Below are 16,548 nucleotides of genomic sequence, written 5' to 3' on the forward strand. Positions count from 1 at the left end.
GAAAACCGAGACATATAGGATGTCTCGGTTTCGTTTTTATTCTTTAGTAAATCAATCAAGAGTTATTTTGATAAGCTTCGATCTTTGTCAGTCACGGCAGCTACTGCATCGTGAATCGTTGTTTCAAAATGATTGCTTTGTAATGAGGATACACCTTGAATAGTTGTCCCTCCCGGTGAGCATACCTGATCTACAAGTGCCCAGGGATGTTCCTGTGATTGTATAATCATTTTTGCACTGCCGAGTACTGCATTTGCTGCAATATCAAGCGCCATGCTTTTTGGCATCCCTTCACGTACAGCAGCACGTGCTAAAGCGTCAATATACATATAGGTGAAGGCTGGAGAAGCACCACCAATCGTTGTAAATATGGAAAATAAGTGTTCAGGCACCTCAATTATTGTGCCAACTGTTTCAAACAGTGAAATGACATGCTGAAGCTGCACATCTGGTACTTCTTCACTCGCTGTATAGCAGCTTGTAGAGGCACCAATAAGCGCATTAATATTTGGCATTACACGAATAATAGGGGTTACTTCAGATAGATAACCTTGAAAATATGAAATATTTTTACCTGCAGCAATGGAAACAATGACATGGTTGTCTTGTAAATGCTTTTTCACCTCTGGTAAAACATCTGGTAACATTTGGGGTTTAACACCGAGGATAATGACGTCACAATTTGACATAATATCTTCAATAGAGCTTACGGCTTGAATACCGTAAGAGGTTGCTAATTTTGTTGTTTTTGCTTTGGTACGATTATGGCCATAAATAAAAGTAGGATCAAAATCTCCGCTTTTACACATTCCTTTAATAATGGCCGTAGTCATATTCCCAAGGCCGATAAATCCGTATTTCACGTGGTAGACACTCCTTCATATAGTTAAAACATACACCTTAGTATAGAGTAGATTGTTTTACTTGAATAGTAATATGTAAAGAATCAAGCCAATTAGGTTCAAATTCACGTCAGTCGGTGGTATCATAGAAGATGTTGTGAATGAACGTGTATCTCTATTTTCATTAGGTAGAAAATAAAAGAATAAAGAAAATCATGTACTTTATGTGAACATTGAGACAGACTCTATCAAAAGAGGTAGAATAATAATTTGATATGTCTAATACAAAATTTGTCGCTTTCTAATGGTAAAGCGTGTAGAAATTAAGAGAGAAAAGGAATTAAGATGAATGGGACAAAATCTAAAAACGGAGCATAAACAACAACCTTCCAAGAAGTCATTGGAGAAGTCCTCACGCTCTTCTATTTTAGCGCAGACAGTAAAAACAGGAATCATTAAATCCAATTTAATTCCTATGTGGGCTGGATTAACGCTAGGTATGTACAAAAATAAAATGACTTTTGTAGAGAGTATACCTGAAATTATTTTCACAACGATTGGCTCAGCACTTGTTATTGGTGCTGCTGGAACATTTAATAATGTGTATGACCGAGACATTGACGCTATAATGCCTCGTACGAAAAGTCGACCAACTGTAACTGGTGAAATGTCAGCTAAATCAGCGTTAACTTTAGCTTTTGCCATGCTCATTCTCGGGGCAGCTGTGTTGGCACTCGCTTCTCCACTAGCTGCAGGATTTGGTCTATTAGGAGTATTTTTATATGTAGTACCTTATACAATGTGGACAAAACGTCGCACGATTTATAATACGGAAATAGGGAGTATAGGTGGGGCGGTTCCAGCTTTAATTGGTTGGGCTGCAGTTTCTACTGATATTACACATCCTGCGATACTTGGCCTATTTTTAGTTATGGTTATTTGGCAGATGCCTCATTTCTATGCTATTGCCATTCGTAAGCATGCTGATTACGAAGCGGCAAACGTTCCAATGCTTCCAGTTGTAAAAGGGATGCGTCGTACTTATTATCAATCGAACTTTTATTTAATCTTATTAATATTATCAAGCTTTTTATTTGGCACATTAAGTGTTGGCATTATGCTTGTTGCTCTATTGCTAAGCATTGCCTGGCTTGTGATGAGTATTTACGGTTATCATAGTAATAAAGATCAAATAAAGTGGGCGACAAAAATGTTTGTTTTCTCACTTATCCATATGACCATTTTATTTACAACGGTTATTGTGTACTCTTTAGTAGGTGTTATTTTTAAATTGTATTAAAGCTTTATCTTCATCAGCACGAAAAGCCAACAGGTTATTCTACACTTGTTGGCTTTTCCTTTTCCACAGAGATTATTTGACGACTTGGCCATTCTAATGCGTGTAACTTACCTCCAAAAACAGCTCCACCATCAATCCCAATAATATTATTTTCACCAAAATAGACACTGTAATCAGTTGGACTTTGGTGAAGTCTGTAGGTAGGTGTATGACCAAAGACTACAGTTTTCTCGCCTTGATAACCTACATGAAATTCTTCACGAATCCATAAAAATTGTATGGGATCCGTCTCTGCTAAAGCTACTCCAGGAACAACACCGCCATGTACAAAAATGGCATCCTCTAATTCGATGTAAGTATCAAAGGTTTCGATAAGCTGTAAATGTTCTTCGAGCTTTGGTAAGGTCTGAATAAAGCTAGGTAATGTATCATTTTCAATGGCTTCTTTAAAATCGTCTAACTGATAACCATAGCTTGCAAGTGTTGCATCACCACCGCAAAGTCCCACCCAATGATTCCAGGGCTTAGGATGACCAGAGCGACATGCTTTTAGCATAATGGCTTCATGATTTCCTAGTAGAACACGTGCACCTTTTGCTTGCAATTCTCCCACTAAGTTTAAAACGCCACAAGATGCAGGTCCTCGATCAATATAATCACCAAGTAAAAATAGTTGATCTTGCATAGTAGCATAATTAGCTTGTAATAATAATTCTTCAAAAAGTTCTAATTCCCCATGTATATCACTAATTGCTAGTATTCGATCCATAAAAGAGCATCCTTTCCAGTATTAGAGAAGCTATTATTAAGTATAGAGAATAGTTTTACAAATTTCGACTAATGTAACTTTTAACCAAAAGTTTGAATGAAAAGTTATCACTTCATTCTATCGGTTTCTAGCTACATTTTATCATATGACGAAGTGATTCCATTTCCTTATTCATTTGTCTATAGTGTTGAAATAGCGAAGGGAGAGAATTATTTACTACAGCCATTTCAATAAGATTATGAAGAATATAGTGATGCCATTTTTTAATGTATTCAGTGATGGTTTAAGTAGCTAAGGAGTAATAATAGAACAGAAAATCCATCTTTATAGGAGGTAAGGTGATGGAAATTTAAGGCATGGATGTAATGGCATTATGAAAAGAGCTAAGAGAGGTGAGAGTAAGCAATAAATAAAGAAAAAGGGCGAATGGAGAAAGGTGGTGGTGCAAGTGCAGCATTAACAAATATTCTTGCAATCCTAGTACTACTCGCGCATAAGTAGAAGTATTTGGATGTAATGCTGCTACGCTATGCGAAAGTACAGTATTTAACTTTTTTCAGCAAGTGTTTTGGTAGCGAAAGCGAAGCGTCAGCTACAAGTGTTTTGGTAGCGAAAGCGAAGCGTCAGCTACAGAAGTCTCTCACCTCTATAGGTGGTGAGATGAATGCGGTTTTAAGTCACTTTTCAGCGGGTGTCCAAACATCCGCTGAAATAGAGGAACTCAGTCTGAAGACGGAGCGACGGATAGAAAAGGCAAAGTGATGGATAGAACCAGTAAAGTCGTGGATAGAAGAGCCGAAGTAAAACGCCCGTCCTGTGGCATTGCCGAAATGACCGACATCGTGTCGGCCCTTATGCAAGCCTAAGCACAAAGCCGATTCTGGACGCAATTATGCCGAGGCATAATTGAGTTATTCCTGAAGATTTTCCCATACTTGCTGTACTATTGACTCGTCGAATGTTGATAGTAGTCGATAGTTTTCTGTATCTAAAATTCGAAAATGCTGACTAATGACGTTTTGTTGTAGGCGATAACCATTGTACTCGCTAAGATTTTTCCACCATATGTATCCACCCATCGTTTTTTCCTTAGGTTGTAAGGTTCCGTTATTAGCGATTAAGTCGGCAACTTCAAGTGGATCCCCGCCAAGCTCATGCTGTAAAATTGAGCTTTCCCGGCATAATGCACAAACCGCAACCGTTGTAGTCCAGCCAGTATAAATACGACCTTTTTCAATTTGAACAAGTGTTTTTTTAGAGAGCCCGAGTAAATCACTCATCTGATCCTGTGTTAAATCTTTTTCGGTACGGATTAATTTCAGTTTTTCTGAAATAAGTGTGATTAATTGTTCACGATCCATCCAAAACACCCTTTCTTCCAGATAGTTAAATACTATTATACATGAAAGTACTAAGAGATGTTTTTTGTTTCGCGGGTAACTGTGGTTAAATTAAGAGTAAAGTAATAATAATTGAAACGTAAAAAAACAGACTGTCTGCAATCTATTCATTGGACAGTCTGTTAGATGTTTATATTTCGTATTTTTTCGTGTCAGAAATAACGCGGAAATGGATACCTTTAATTTGAGCGCTTATTTTATGACGTAGTGTATCAATATCTACTAGCTCATCATTTTCATTGACACATTCTGCAATCTCTTGTAATAGCTTCGTAAATGCCTCTTTGAAGAGTGAACGCATATTATCAAAATCTAAGCTACGGAAGTTTCCGTCAATATCAAATGCCTCCACAGAATTTAATTGCTTTGAAGCACCAGCAAAGCGATCATCGTACACAGTGTAGTTTTCATCTGTTACGACGATAATATATAATACTTCACCTGTAATTGTTTTTAATTCAATGTTAGTTTTGTGTTTTTTGACGTCGGTAATAATATGAATACCGTCCGAATGATATAGTTTAAACAATTTCATATGTAATGCCCCCTGAAAATAGAATCATATCCATATATTTATTATATATGGATATGCCTAATAATGGAATAAGAAAAAAGTATTTGGAAAAACTAGAATGGCCCTATTTGAATGATACTAGTGAAGCTAAAATTGTTATAAACTATTAAGAGAACCGTATCGTTCAGTCAGATTATGCTTCTAAAACAGTAGGTAATATATTGCGAAGGGGACGGACTTCGATGTAATGAATCCGATGGCCTTGCTGCTCATAAATACTAAATATATATGGGGCCAACTCAATATTCTTAGTTGCTTTAATGCCATTATTTACTGTTAAAAACCAACCGCCCAATGTCTCGACTTCTTCTGCTTCAAGTGTTACATTTAATAGTTTTTCAACATCTTCAATGAGCATTTTTGCATTTAAAATATAGTGATGGTCACTTACTTTTCGGATTTCTGCAATTTCATCATCATCGAACTCATCGCGAATCTCACCTACAATTTCTTCTAAAATATCCTCGACTGTTACAAGCCCCGATGTCCCGCCGTATTCATCCATTAAAATGGCCATATGAATTCGCTCTTTTTGCATACGCACAAGTAATTCTTGAATTGGAATCGTTTCAATTACTCGTATGACAGGATTAATGAAATCTTCAAGGATTAATGAATCGTCTGTAAGTTGCTCAAGCAAACCGTGTGTAAACAATTCCTTAACGTTGATAAAGCCTAAAATATTATCACGATCACCATCATAAACAGGATAACGAGTATATTTTTCTTCGGCGATAAAATGAATCATATTTGTAAAAGATTCATTTTTTTCAATTCCAATTATCTCTGTTCGAGGAACCATAATTTCACGAGCGATCCGTTCATCAAATTCAAAGACATTATTTACAAACTTTAGCTCTGTTTTATTGATTTCACCACTTTCAAAGCTTTCAGATAGCAGTAATCGTAATTCTTCCTCTGTATGCGATAACTCATGCTCTGAAGCTGGCTTCATACCAAATATGCCAATTAATACTCGAGCTGAGCCGTTCAAGAACCAGATAAATGGATACATCGCTTTATAGAACAACATAATAGGTTTGGCAAAATGGAGTGTAATCGTTTCAGCCTTTTGAATCGCAGCAGTTTTTGGTGCCAACTCCCCGATAACAACATGTAAAAATGTTGCAATGGCAAAAGCACTACCAATTGTAAAGATCGTCATATATTTATCTGAAATGCCAATCAAGTTAAAAAGAGGGTGTAGCATAAATTCAAAGGTTTTTTCACCAACCATCCCGATACCAAGCGCTGTTACAGTAATACCAAGCTGACAGGCAGATAAGTACTCGTCTAAATGATTGACAACATACTTTGCAGAAATGGCTCTCTTATTGCCCTCCGCAATTAATTGGTCAAGCCTTGAGGAACGTACTTTTACAATAGCAAATTCCGTTGCCACGAAAAAGCCAGTTAAAGCTAATAAAATGGTGAAAATCGATAAGTTGAGTATGGTCTCCAAATAGTCGTTCTGTATGAACAGAACGTCACCTCCTAATTATGAATAAGTAAAAGTAAAGATTGCATGAGTGCAATACTTTCGGTAGAAACATTTTTTTTAATCTTTTCAATATCTTTATTGTCTTGTTTGTTTATTTGTTCAAGTAGAAAAGTTACATCCTGCTCTAAGTTTTGCATTTTTACACGTAGCATTTGTACATCGATTTCTTCATGCGGAGTGATGTTTAGTTCATGTTGTATATCTATGAGTGAAAGACCTTGCTGTTTGCGTTGCTCAATAATATGAAGTCGTTCAATCATTGCAGGGGCATAGTAGCGATAATTGGATGCAGAACGTTCAGCTTCTAATAAGCCAATGTTTGTATAATAATCGATTGTTCTTTTGGTAATACCTGTTTTTTCTGCAAGCTCGCCAATTTTTAATCTCTCTGTCCCAATGCAAACACCTCCAAACCATCACGTGATACTTTGATTATAACTTGCCGGGTTGGTCGGTTTCAAATAAGAGAGTCCAATATTTCGAAATTGTAAGATTTCTTTTGGGGGAGGGGCTTATTTGCTGGATGAACATAAAAATAGCTTTCCTAACAACTAAATGTTAGAAAAGCTAGATGTCCTTGAAAAACAATAAGTCAATAAAATTGTCATGTTAAATAAAATACGACTCTTCGGCAAAACGAGGGTTGACTTCAGTTCCAGGCTACTCGCTTTCCTGTGGGCGAGCGCCCGAGCCGCTTCCTCCGCTCAGTGTAGGGTCTCGTCTGTCTCGCTTTCACTACGGGAAACTTTGCTCTGCGACGAGAGCGAAGCGACAGGAGCACTCTAGTAGCCTTCCACTCCAATCAACAATAGCATAGAACTTTTATAAATTTTATGCATTTTAAAAGTAAACGCTATGGCTACTCATTATAATCGAACCGAATAGACTTATAACAGTGATGCGATTGTACATCTACTGTCGCTGCTCTTTCGCACAAAAATTTCTTACTGAAGTTTCGTTTTCATTATAAACTAAAGTGACATGCCTGAAGATGTATGTTGTATAAAAGTGGTTGGAGTGGAGGCTGGGCGACTCCTTGGGGTTCATCGGTCGCCCCGGGGAAAGTGCCCAGCCGGAACGGAAATCGACCACTCGTTTTGCCGAAAAACCCTACATCATTTAGTAGGACATAATTATTTGTTTGTTTAAGGATGTTTTCTAAAAGATTGTTGTTTCTTCACTTAATAGTGCAGGTTAGGTGAAGAAAAATTGGAACATCACACCATTCTGTTCGTCTTACTATAAAGCAGATTGGATTATTAAGATTAAAAGGAGAGGATAGTGTGTTGTATGAATTTAATCGTAGAGGATGAAATGAATAATATAAACTATGCAATAGTATCTATCGCATACGTTGTTATTGTTTGCTTTGCTCAAGTGTTTTTTTATGATTCGATTCTTTTGCAACTTCTTATTTTTCCTTTTGTTATTGTACCTATTTATATTTTCTTTTTGCTAATAAAATTTAAATTAGAATTCCACAAATACTTACTTTCTATATATTTAGGATTCTTTTGTTCTGTTATTATTTCTTCCTTTATAATTTTGTTCCCTTCGCCCTCTAAAGAACTGCCACCGGGCGAGATTTTTTTAGGCGCAGATGTTATATTTATATTTTGGACATCAACAATACAATTTTCTATTCTGAGCTTATTAACTGTCGTTTTATATTTATTCCACAGACTATTTAAGAAAAGATATAAAGGGTAGTAATAGCAACGATCTTTTAGAAAAGCCTTAAAAAAACAATCTCATATATTGAAATTTGCTACCGATAATTTATATAATGTCAATCGTTACAGTGTATAAGGAGGTTATTATGAAGAAGGTATTCAAGCTTATCACTATATTGCTCGCGGCAGTACTTGTTTTTTTCCTTTGCCTACACTTACTTATCGTGTCTCAAGGCAAAGATACTGCGAAAGAAAATGCAGATTACCTCATTATTTTAGGTACACGTTTATCGGGGGATCAACCGTCTAGTCTGCTGTTAGAGCGCATCACGACCGCAGCTGCATACTTAAAAGAAAATCCAAATACAATTGCAATCGCTTCTGGTGGCCAGGGGCAGGACGAAATTGTGTCTGAAGCTTCTGTAATTAAAGAATCATTAATGCAATTAGGTATTGATGAACAACGAATCATCACCGAATCCAATTCTACTCGCACTCTTGAAAACTTTCAGTATTCAATGGATTTCATAGACAAAGATTCCACAGTTGTAGTTGTGACAAATCGATTCCATCTATATCGAGCCGAATCCATTGGTGAAGATTTAGGACTTAACGTTACCGGCTTACCAGCTGCAACACCATCTGAATTTCGTATTAAGTACTACTCCAGAGAATATTTAGCTATCGTGAAGTATTATTTAGAAAAAATACATATCCTCACCTAGCATCACAGAATAACAGCCTAGAATAAGCTGCAACTAGACAATGACACTTACAATTAAACAAAAACAGGCGATCCAGCCGATGTAGTCATTTTTCCAAACAGATATAGCTCAATCATAAACGTTGTGAACTATTGCTATACGGAAGACATTCCATTAACCTTCTTAGGGAACTGTTCTAACTTGATAAACGGGGTGCTTTAGTTAAATTTTCGATTCACGAAATATCAAAACAAAAAGACAGAATTTAATCTACACGTTTTGTAGATTAAATCTGCCTTTTTTTAAAAAAACAGTAACAATCTTTGAGAAAACTGCCTTGATTAAAAGCTACGGAGTTTGTTTTTGTAAAAATGTATCATATATGTGATGAAGTGCGTCTTCGCCAGTCATTTCTAGAATCGTTTCGTTATTAAAAATAAGTGTTACATTTGTGAGAGCGCTATCAATTTTATTGTTCTCAAAAGTGCACGTAACCTTGACTACACCTGTTTCTGCTAGTTGTTTTTTCATTGTATCATCCCACTGCTGATCAGAAAATAGTGGTGCTTGCCATGTGCCTCTCACATGAAGCTCACTTTTTTCAGCGTCATAATCCCAGCGTACGTCACGTAAAATAGTTTTAAACAGGTCATTAACCGTAAAAGATGTATCTTTATAGTTAATGGCAATTGCTCGTATAGCATGTACATCACGACCAACTGCACTGGCTGCAGTTTCTGCTGCTGAATTTATGCCTGAAACCGCTTCTTTAATTTCAGATAATCGATCACCACAGCCAGCTAGCAGCGCGCAAAGACATGTTATACAAGCTACCTTTGTCATCCATCTCACAAGTATTCCCTCCAGTATTGCAAGTTGTTACTACTATATTAACGAAAAGAAAACTATGAAGAAAGGGCATGAAGGCGGCAGATTGTGACGGTTTTGCAACGATGCGACCTCCACTAGAATGTTCGAGAAATTGTAAGTTTAAGTATCTGAAAATTTAGTAAATTTATCTTCATTCAGCAAATGTTTTTGTAGCGAAAGCGAAGCGTCAGGTACAAAAAACTCTCACCTCAGAGGGTGGTTAGATGAATGATGGTGTGAGTTCTTTTCCTTGAATGTCCAAGCACCAGCTGAAATAGAGGAACTCAGTCTAAGAACGCCACGTCCTGTGGCAACGACTGAGTAACCAACATCATGTTGGCCCAAAGCCTCCGGCGGATGTCACGGATTTTCAAAGGAATGAGCATAAGGATGTTAGCCTAAAACCTTCACATCCTGCGAAAACGGCTAACTGACCTGCATTGTGCAGGCCTGAGCACAATTCAAAATCCGGACGCAATTACGCCAAGGCGAAATTGATAAAAGAAAAGGAGCGGTTTGTGATGAAGATTAATGATGAATTACTTGAGCGATTAGGAACTTATTTCGTCTACCATGCTGTTTATGAAAATTATGGCATTACCTTTGAAAATTTTGTGGAGCGTTGGTTACGAGGGATACTTGATGTATAAAAGAAGAAGAGTCGTGTTCAATACATGAACACGACTCCCTTATTTACTTAAAATAGTTAGTGATAAATTGGTTGGCTTCTTGCCAGTTATAAACTCGTACGACATTGTCCGGAATAGCAAGACGATTATACGGAGTGTCAAATAATACGACCGGTATTTTTAATTCCTCCGCAAGCATAACTGCATTATCATGCTTATCCTCAAAGAATGCCTCAACACCATGTTTTTTTGCTACAGAAACCTTATCGTGACTACCAATGAGCTCGATATGATCGTACGGAATAGACTGTGAATTAAACCAATTTACCGTAACATCTGATACATTCTCACCACGTGCAGAGATGTAATAAAGTTCGTAGTTTTCTTTCCACGTATTTAAAATATGTTTCGCATCTTTAGCTGCTTCAGATACTTCATACATAAATGGCTCATTTTCTTTAAACCATGTATTAAATGCTACACGATCAACAGGGTGGGGAAATGCTGATAAAAAATCATATTCGCACACATCGTCGAGTGTAATATTTACATTGTATTGTTTATTAATATGTGGGATGAGTGTACTAGGACATGTCACTGTTCCATCGATATCAATACCGAAACGGGGCTTTTTCATGCTAGCACCTCCTTAGGCGTTCGCTTTTTCAGCTTCTTCAGCCGCGCGTTTTTCTACCATTTCAGCTGCTAATTTATCGATTTCCTTTTTCAATTCTTCTACCATTGTTTCTTCAGGCACTTTACGAACTGTTTTGCCCTTCATAAATAGTAAACCTTCACCACGAGCACCAGCAATACCGATGTCGGCTTCGCGTGCTTCACCAGGACCGTTAACCGCACAACCAAGAACAGCTACTTTTAACGGTACATTAAGTTTAGAAATATATTCTTCTACTTCATTGGCAATTGAAATTAAATCAATTTCGATACGACCACATGTTGGACAAGAAATAAGGGTTGCCATATTTGAAGCAAGACCAAATGATTTTAATAGCTCACGTGCTACTTTTATTTCTTCAACAGGGTCTGCTGATAGTGATATACGTAATGTATTACCAATACCTTTTGATAGAATTGCACCAAGGCCTGCTGCTGATTTTACTGTACCAGCAAATAATGTACCTGATTCAGTAATTCCTAAGTGTAAAGGATAATCAAAGGCTTTAGCCGCTTTTTCATAGGCTTCAATCGCTAGATTTACGTCTGATGCCTTCATGGATACGATAATATCGTGAAAGTCCAAGTCCTCCAAGATTTTAATATGGTGAAGGGCAGATTCTACCATACCGTCTGCAGTAGGGTAACCATATTTTTCTAAAATATGACGTTCTAATGAACCAGCGTTTACCCCGATACGGATCGGAATACCTTTAGCCTTAGCTGCGTTAACAACAGCCTCTACTTTTTCTTTACGCCCAATATTACCTGGGTTAATGCGAACTTTATCGATACCATTTTCAATTGCTTTTAATGCTAATTTATAATCAAAGTGAATATCAGCTACTAATGGAATATGGATACGTTTTTTAATTTCTGCAATCGCATCAGCTGCACGCTCATCTGGAACTGCGACACGAACAATTTGACAGCCTGCTTCCTCTAGACGAAGAATTTCTGCTACTGTTGCTTCGACATCATGTGTTTTTGTTGTACACATACTTTGAATGAATAATTCATTACTACCACCTAATGTTAAGTTACCGACACGCACGGGACGTGTATTTGTACGGTGACAAATTTCAGTCATTAACTTTCTCTCCTTTTCGGGCCATACTTTCGACCGTCACTGACATTTATTTTAGCAGTGTAAGAAAATAAGGACAAGGAAGAAACGCTAACTTTTCATTTTCCACATTTGTTTTCAAATTCAAATGACAGCGGAAGCTTAATATTTTCACCAGGAACAAGGGCCTGTAATTGTAAATGCGGATTCAATTCATAAAAAAGTTGTAAACGTTCAGGAAAGGTCATGGGTACTTTGGCAGGATGAAGTGCAAATAAACTGTGAATGGTATCACCTTGAATAGTCTGTACAGTGATATAATTTGGCTCTTGCAGCTTTTCACAAAGGGCGTTTTCCGTATTTTTCGGAGAAATGGTAGCAAGATGTAATGAACCTTCTGTTAAATCTACTTTCACGACAAAAGCAAAAATAATGATGATAGCTGTTAACACTAAAGCACGCAAAAAATCCCCTCCTTTTCTACACTATATTTAGAAGAGAGGGGAATCATGCACATTATTTTGTGTTTGGTTGTTTTGGATACTTAGTCATGGCAACGATAAGTAGAGTCACTGTTAAAAATAAAGAGAAAACAGAGATAATTGTACTGTTAATCGGTAGATAATCTGATAGCATACTTATTAGAGTTGCCCAAGTCATAGCAAATGTTGTAGTACGCCAAATATGACGGTATTCTCCGCGACGTTTCATGACTTTTAAGATCAGTAGACCTGCCAAGGCATAGAGAGCAATTTGTGCAAAAATAAGCATCGTTGTAAAAACAAAAAGCATAATGAATGTCACGGGATACAATACCCATTTAACGCCTTCTATGTATTCAGTTATACCATTTAAACTATTCATATCAAATGTATCAACAGACATACCAGCTGTAAAACGACCAAATGAGAAAACTGTAACAACAGTAATTAGAAGAAAGGTATATTGAATGACTTTTCCTATGGGTAATAAACGATAGGTAGCAAGTTTTTTTGGATGAATTAAGCTATCGATAAATAGTTGCGAGTGTTTCATAAACATATCTCCTCCAATCGATATTTTATCATGTTCAACTTTGACAAGATATGAAATAAGTAATAATAACTGAGAATACGATGATGAAATGTTAATATTGTGTAAAGAAGTTAAAGGTTTTCTTTACTTTTTCTATACTATCATTTAAAGATTAGGAATAGAGTAGTAGAGACGTAGGAATTGGAGCGAATACAATTGACAATAGATTGGCAAAGCATACTGTTTCAATTTTTAGGCGGTTTAGGAGTCTTTTTATTTTCCATTAAATTTATGGGGGATGGGCTCCAAAAATCGGCAGATGATCGACTGCGTGAATGGTTGAATCGTTTTACAACAAACCCTTTAATGGGAGTGTTAGTAGGCATAATTGTGACGATTTGTATCCAGTCGAGCTCTGCAACGACGGTGATTACGGTTGGGCTAGTGAGTGCAGGGTTTTTAACATTGCGTCAAGCAATCGGTGTCATCATGGGGGCCAATATTGGAACGACCATAACCGCATTTATTATTGGTATTAATATCGGCATTTATTTTTATCCGTTATTGGCGATTGGTGCAGGGCTGTTATTTTTCTTTAAGAAAGCGACATATCAGTATATTGGACAAATATTATTTGGCTTCGGGGGATTATTTTTAGGATTAGAGTTAATGAGTGCAAGCATGCAGTCACTTCATCAATTAGCGGACTTTGAATCATTAACGATTCATCTAAGCAATCAGCCCATTTTAGGAATTTTTCTTGGGACTGTTTTTACATTGCTCGTCCAAAGCTCAACAGCTACTGTTGGTGTGCTACAGGGCTTGTATGCTGAGCATTTAATTGGCTTAGATAGTGCTTTACCTATTTTATTTGGTGAAAATATAGGTACGACTATTACGGCAGTATTAGCTTCACTGGGTGCTTCTATATATGCTAAACGTGCGGCAGCGGCACACGTGTTATTTAATATTATAGGTACGATCATTTTCATGGTGTTCTTTACACCATTTATGCATTACGTTCAGTGGGTTAGCGGGCTATTCCATTTAGAGGCGAAAATGCAAATAGCGATAGCGCATGGCTCATTTAACATTATTAATATGATGATTCAGCTGCCATTTATCGGAGGATTGGCTGTACTTGTCACGAAGCTAGTTCCTGGGAATGATGGCAATATTGATGTAACAACGAAGCATTTAGATCCAGCATTCATTGATTCTTCTCCAGCGATTGCACTTGGGCAAGCAAAGGAGGAAGTGCTACGTATGGGAGAGCATGCCCTTCATGGCTTAGAAGAAACATTTTTATATATGAAAACAGGAGAAGCTACTCATATTCCTACAGTTTTACAATTAGAAGTAGCGATCAATCATTTAGACAAGGAAATCACGAATTACTTAGTGATGGTGTCTAAGCAGCCACTTTCTCGTGCAGACTCAGTAAGACACCATACCCTTCTAACAAATGTACGAGACATTGAACGAATTGGCGACCATTTTGAAAATATTTTAGAGCTTTTACAATATAAAGATCATCACGAAGTAAGTTTAAGTAAGTCAGCACGACAAGATTTAATAGGCATGTTTAGCTTAGCGATTGAAGCTGTACGAAAGAGTATAGCGGCTCTGGATACAGCTAGTTTGAGCTTGGCACAGGAAGTAACTGAGCTCGAAAGCTTGATAGATGATATGGAAGATAAGCTAAGACAAAAGCATATTGCGCGCTTAAATACAAATGAATGTAATGGAGCGGCGGGAATCGTCTATACGGATATCGTTAGCAATTTAGAACGTATAGGAGATCATGCTGTAAATATAGCTGACTCTATTTTAGGAATTAGAAATTAGATCGATTTCGCCTTGGCGTAATTGTAGCTGACGCTTTGCTTTCGCTACAGAAAACATTTGTTGCTGTCGCTTCGCTTTCGCACAGATAAACAATGCGTCTGGATTTTGAATAGTGCCCGCACAATTCATTCCTTTTCAAATACATCTGCTGAATGAAGATAAATGAAACCTTCAGCTTTGTAAATCCGTATGAAAGGCAATGTACGACAAAAGGAGAGAATTTTTATGGAAGTTGTTGGCTGGATCTTAGTGATTGCCTGCTTTGTCATTTCATTTGTTGGATTGGTTTACCCGATAATTCCAGGTGTGCTTTTTTTAATCGGTGGTTTTTTAGTATATGGATTATTTTTTTCATTTGCAGAGCTAAGCTGGTGGTTCTGGGCGAGTGAAATTATATTTGTTGTCATATTATTTGTTGCTGATTCTGTAGCGAATGCCTTTGGTATTAAAAAATTTGGTGGTTCAAATGCTGGTATGTGGGGCAGTACCATTGGTTTATTAATCGGCCCTTTCGTCATTCCGGTTGTAGGTATACTAGTCGGTCCATTTTTAGGAGCGGTGATTGCAGAGCTAATCGTAGAGCGTCGTACATTTGGAGAGGCTGTAAAAAGCGGTGTTGGCTCTCTCGTTGGCTTCTTAGCATCAACACTTGCAAAAGCAGTAATTCAAATCGTCATGATTGTCGTGTTCTTTATAGCGATATGATTTTCTTCCATATGAAGTTTAACCATTTAAAAAACAGGTTAGTATAGTAATCGTATTGGCTTTTCAGTCAAAAGGCTGAAATCTTCAATTTGAAGTATTTTTCGTTGAATGGTTTGACCAATTTTGATAATCTAAGAATGTACTAAATTATTTCTTTACTTTAGGGAGGAACTTAACAATGGCTTACGAATTACCACAATTAACTTACGCTTATGACGCATTAGAACCACATATCGATGCAAAAACAATGGAAATTCACCATTCTAAACACCACAATACTTATGTAACAAACTTAAACGCAGCAGTAGAAGGCACTGAATTTGCTGAAAAAGACATTAACGATCTTATCGCAAACATTGATGCTCTTCCAGCTGACAAACAAACTGCTGTACGTAACAACGGTGGCGGACATGCTAACCACTCATTATTCTGGGAAGTAATCGCCCCAGGCGGTTCAAAAACTCCAGTTGGCGAAGTTGCAAAAGCAATCGATGCTAAATTCGGTTCTTTCGATGCATTCAAAGAAGAATTTGCAAAAGCTGCTACAACTCGCTTCGGTTCAGGTTGGGCTTGGTTAATCGTTGATGGTGACTCAGTTGCTGTTACATCTACTCCAAACCAAGACTCTCCAGTTATGGAAGGTAAAACTCCAATCCTAGGTTTAGACGTTTGGGAGCATGCTTACTACTTAAACTACCAAAACCGTCGTCCAGATTACATCGGTGCATTCTGGAACGTAGTAAACTGGGATGTAGTAGAAGCTAAATTCCAAGCTGCAAAATAATCTCTGTTTAATAGAAGGCTATGTCAAAGGTGATGAGTCACCGAGGCATAGCCTTTTTTACTGCCTTTTTTTAGGTTCTATAATCTTTAAGGTATCCAATATTATTTAAGATGGAGGTGAATGCCCCACACGCCTATTGGCTGAAAGGGAGGAACAATCGCCGGAAAATTTGGGGAAGCTTCACATTGTGCCTC

At 37.3% G+C, this 16,548-nt stretch carries 19 protein-coding genes; 8 read left to right on the top strand and 11 right to left on the bottom strand.

From position 1 onward, the window contains the following. Window positions 1-62: 62 nt before the first annotated feature. Window positions 63-863, bottom strand: a complete 801-nt coding sequence (proC, locus tag ABH968_RS05125) for a pyrroline-5-carboxylate reductase (protein ID WP_370042956.1) — start codon at window positions 861-863, stop codon at window positions 63-65. A gap of 328 nt (window positions 864-1,191) precedes the next feature. Here proC and cyoE point away from each other — a divergent pair, with 328 nt between their 5' ends. Then, entirely contained in the window at window positions 1,192-2,142 is a 951-nt protein-coding gene (cyoE, locus tag ABH968_RS05130) for a heme o synthase (RefSeq protein WP_370042957.1), read from the top strand. A gap of 34 nt (window positions 2,143-2,176) precedes the next feature. Here cyoE and ABH968_RS05135 read toward each other — a convergent pair whose 3' ends face one another. Continuing rightward, window positions 2,177-2,911, bottom strand: a complete 735-nt coding sequence (locus ABH968_RS05135; RefSeq protein WP_370042958.1) for a metallophosphoesterase — start codon at window positions 2,909-2,911, stop codon at window positions 2,177-2,179. A gap of 516 nt (window positions 2,912-3,427) precedes the next feature. Between ABH968_RS05135 and ABH968_RS05140 the strand changes: the two genes are divergently transcribed. Further along, a complete protein-coding gene (locus ABH968_RS05140; RefSeq protein ID WP_370042959.1) occupies window positions 3,428-3,673 on the top strand; it encodes a hypothetical protein in 246 nt (81 codons plus the stop codon). Window positions 3,674-3,822: 149 nt separating this feature from the next. Here ABH968_RS05140 and ABH968_RS05145 read toward each other — a convergent pair whose 3' ends face one another. From ABH968_RS05145 to ABH968_RS05160, 4 genes are all read right to left on the bottom strand, one after another. Then, entirely contained in the window at window positions 3,823-4,272 is a 450-nt protein-coding gene (locus ABH968_RS05145; protein WP_370042960.1) for a helix-turn-helix transcriptional regulator, read from the bottom strand. A gap of 169 nt (window positions 4,273-4,441) precedes the next feature. Beyond that, complete coding sequence (locus tag ABH968_RS05150; protein ID WP_370042961.1) at window positions 4,442-4,846, bottom strand: hypothetical protein; 405 nt, start codon at window positions 4,844-4,846, stop codon at window positions 4,442-4,444. Between the two features lie 172 nt (window positions 4,847-5,018). Next, complete coding sequence (locus ABH968_RS05155; RefSeq protein ID WP_370042962.1) at window positions 5,019-6,347, bottom strand: hemolysin family protein; 1,329 nt, start codon at window positions 6,345-6,347, stop codon at window positions 5,019-5,021. Between the two features lie 32 nt (window positions 6,348-6,379). Next, window positions 6,380-6,784, bottom strand: a complete 405-nt coding sequence (locus ABH968_RS05160; RefSeq protein WP_370043144.1) for a MerR family transcriptional regulator — start codon at window positions 6,782-6,784, stop codon at window positions 6,380-6,382. An 892-nt stretch (window positions 6,785-7,676) separates the two neighbouring features. Between ABH968_RS05160 and ABH968_RS05165 the strand changes: the two genes are divergently transcribed. Next, window positions 7,677-8,096 (top strand): hypothetical protein, encoded by a 420-nt coding sequence (locus tag ABH968_RS05165; protein WP_370042963.1) that lies wholly within the window; start codon window positions 7,677-7,679, stop codon window positions 8,094-8,096. A gap of 109 nt (window positions 8,097-8,205) precedes the next feature. Continuing rightward, the gene (locus ABH968_RS05170) at window positions 8,206-8,784 is read left to right on the top strand and encodes a YdcF family protein (protein WP_370042964.1); all 579 of its coding nucleotides are present in this window, start codon (window positions 8,206-8,208) and stop codon (window positions 8,782-8,784) included. A gap of 327 nt (window positions 8,785-9,111) precedes the next feature. Here ABH968_RS05170 and ABH968_RS05175 read toward each other — a convergent pair whose 3' ends face one another. Beyond that, window positions 9,112-9,606 carry a hypothetical protein gene (locus tag ABH968_RS05175; protein ID WP_370043145.1) on the bottom strand — a complete coding sequence of 165 codons (495 nt, stop codon included), beginning with the start codon at window positions 9,604-9,606 and terminating at the stop codon, window positions 9,112-9,114. Window positions 9,607-10,154: 548 nt separating this feature from the next. On the opposite strand from ABH968_RS05175, the gene ABH968_RS05180 reads away from it, so the two are divergent. Then, window positions 10,155-10,283: a hypothetical protein gene (locus ABH968_RS05180; RefSeq protein WP_256469430.1), complete on the top strand. Its 129-nt coding sequence runs from the start codon at window positions 10,155-10,157 to the stop codon at window positions 10,281-10,283. Window positions 10,284-10,326: 43 nt separating this feature from the next. Here the strand turns inward: ABH968_RS05180 and ABH968_RS05185 are convergent, their stop codons facing one another. The 4 genes from ABH968_RS05185 to ABH968_RS05200 form a co-directional block, all read right to left on the bottom strand. Beyond that, window positions 10,327-10,899: a 5' nucleotidase, NT5C type gene (locus ABH968_RS05185; RefSeq protein ID WP_370042965.1), complete on the bottom strand. Its 573-nt coding sequence runs from the start codon at window positions 10,897-10,899 to the stop codon at window positions 10,327-10,329. 12 nt (window positions 10,900-10,911) lie between these two features. Continuing rightward, window positions 10,912-12,027: a flavodoxin-dependent (E)-4-hydroxy-3-methylbut-2-enyl-diphosphate synthase gene (gene ispG, locus ABH968_RS05190; RefSeq protein WP_370042966.1), complete on the bottom strand. Its 1,116-nt coding sequence runs from the start codon at window positions 12,025-12,027 to the stop codon at window positions 10,912-10,914. A 95-nt stretch (window positions 12,028-12,122) separates the two neighbouring features. Then, on the bottom strand, window positions 12,123-12,467 hold the full coding sequence (locus ABH968_RS05195; RefSeq protein WP_370042967.1) for a hypothetical protein: 345 nt from the start codon (window positions 12,465-12,467) through the stop codon (window positions 12,123-12,125). Between the two features lie 52 nt (window positions 12,468-12,519). Then, complete coding sequence (locus ABH968_RS05200; RefSeq protein ID WP_370042968.1) at window positions 12,520-13,038, bottom strand: DUF1189 family protein; 519 nt, start codon at window positions 13,036-13,038, stop codon at window positions 12,520-12,522. 195 nt (window positions 13,039-13,233) lie between these two features. On the opposite strand from ABH968_RS05200, the gene ABH968_RS05205 reads away from it, so the two are divergent. From ABH968_RS05205 to ABH968_RS05215, 3 genes are all read left to right on the top strand, one after another. Next, on the top strand, window positions 13,234-14,865 hold the full coding sequence (locus tag ABH968_RS05205; protein WP_370042969.1) for a Na/Pi cotransporter family protein: 1,632 nt from the start codon (window positions 13,234-13,236) through the stop codon (window positions 14,863-14,865). Window positions 14,866-15,090: 225 nt separating this feature from the next. Next, a complete protein-coding gene (locus ABH968_RS05210) occupies window positions 15,091-15,570 on the top strand; it encodes a DUF456 domain-containing protein (RefSeq protein ID WP_370042970.1) in 480 nt (159 codons plus the stop codon). A gap of 178 nt (window positions 15,571-15,748) precedes the next feature. Further along, entirely contained in the window at window positions 15,749-16,354 is a 606-nt protein-coding gene (locus ABH968_RS05215) for a superoxide dismutase (RefSeq protein WP_248716503.1), read from the top strand. The last annotated feature ends 194 nt before the right edge of the window (window positions 16,355-16,548 follow it).

It is taken from the genome of Lysinibacillus sp. RC79, assembly GCF_041262405.1.
Lineage (GTDB): Bacteria > Bacillota > Bacilli > Bacillales_A > Planococcaceae > Lysinibacillus.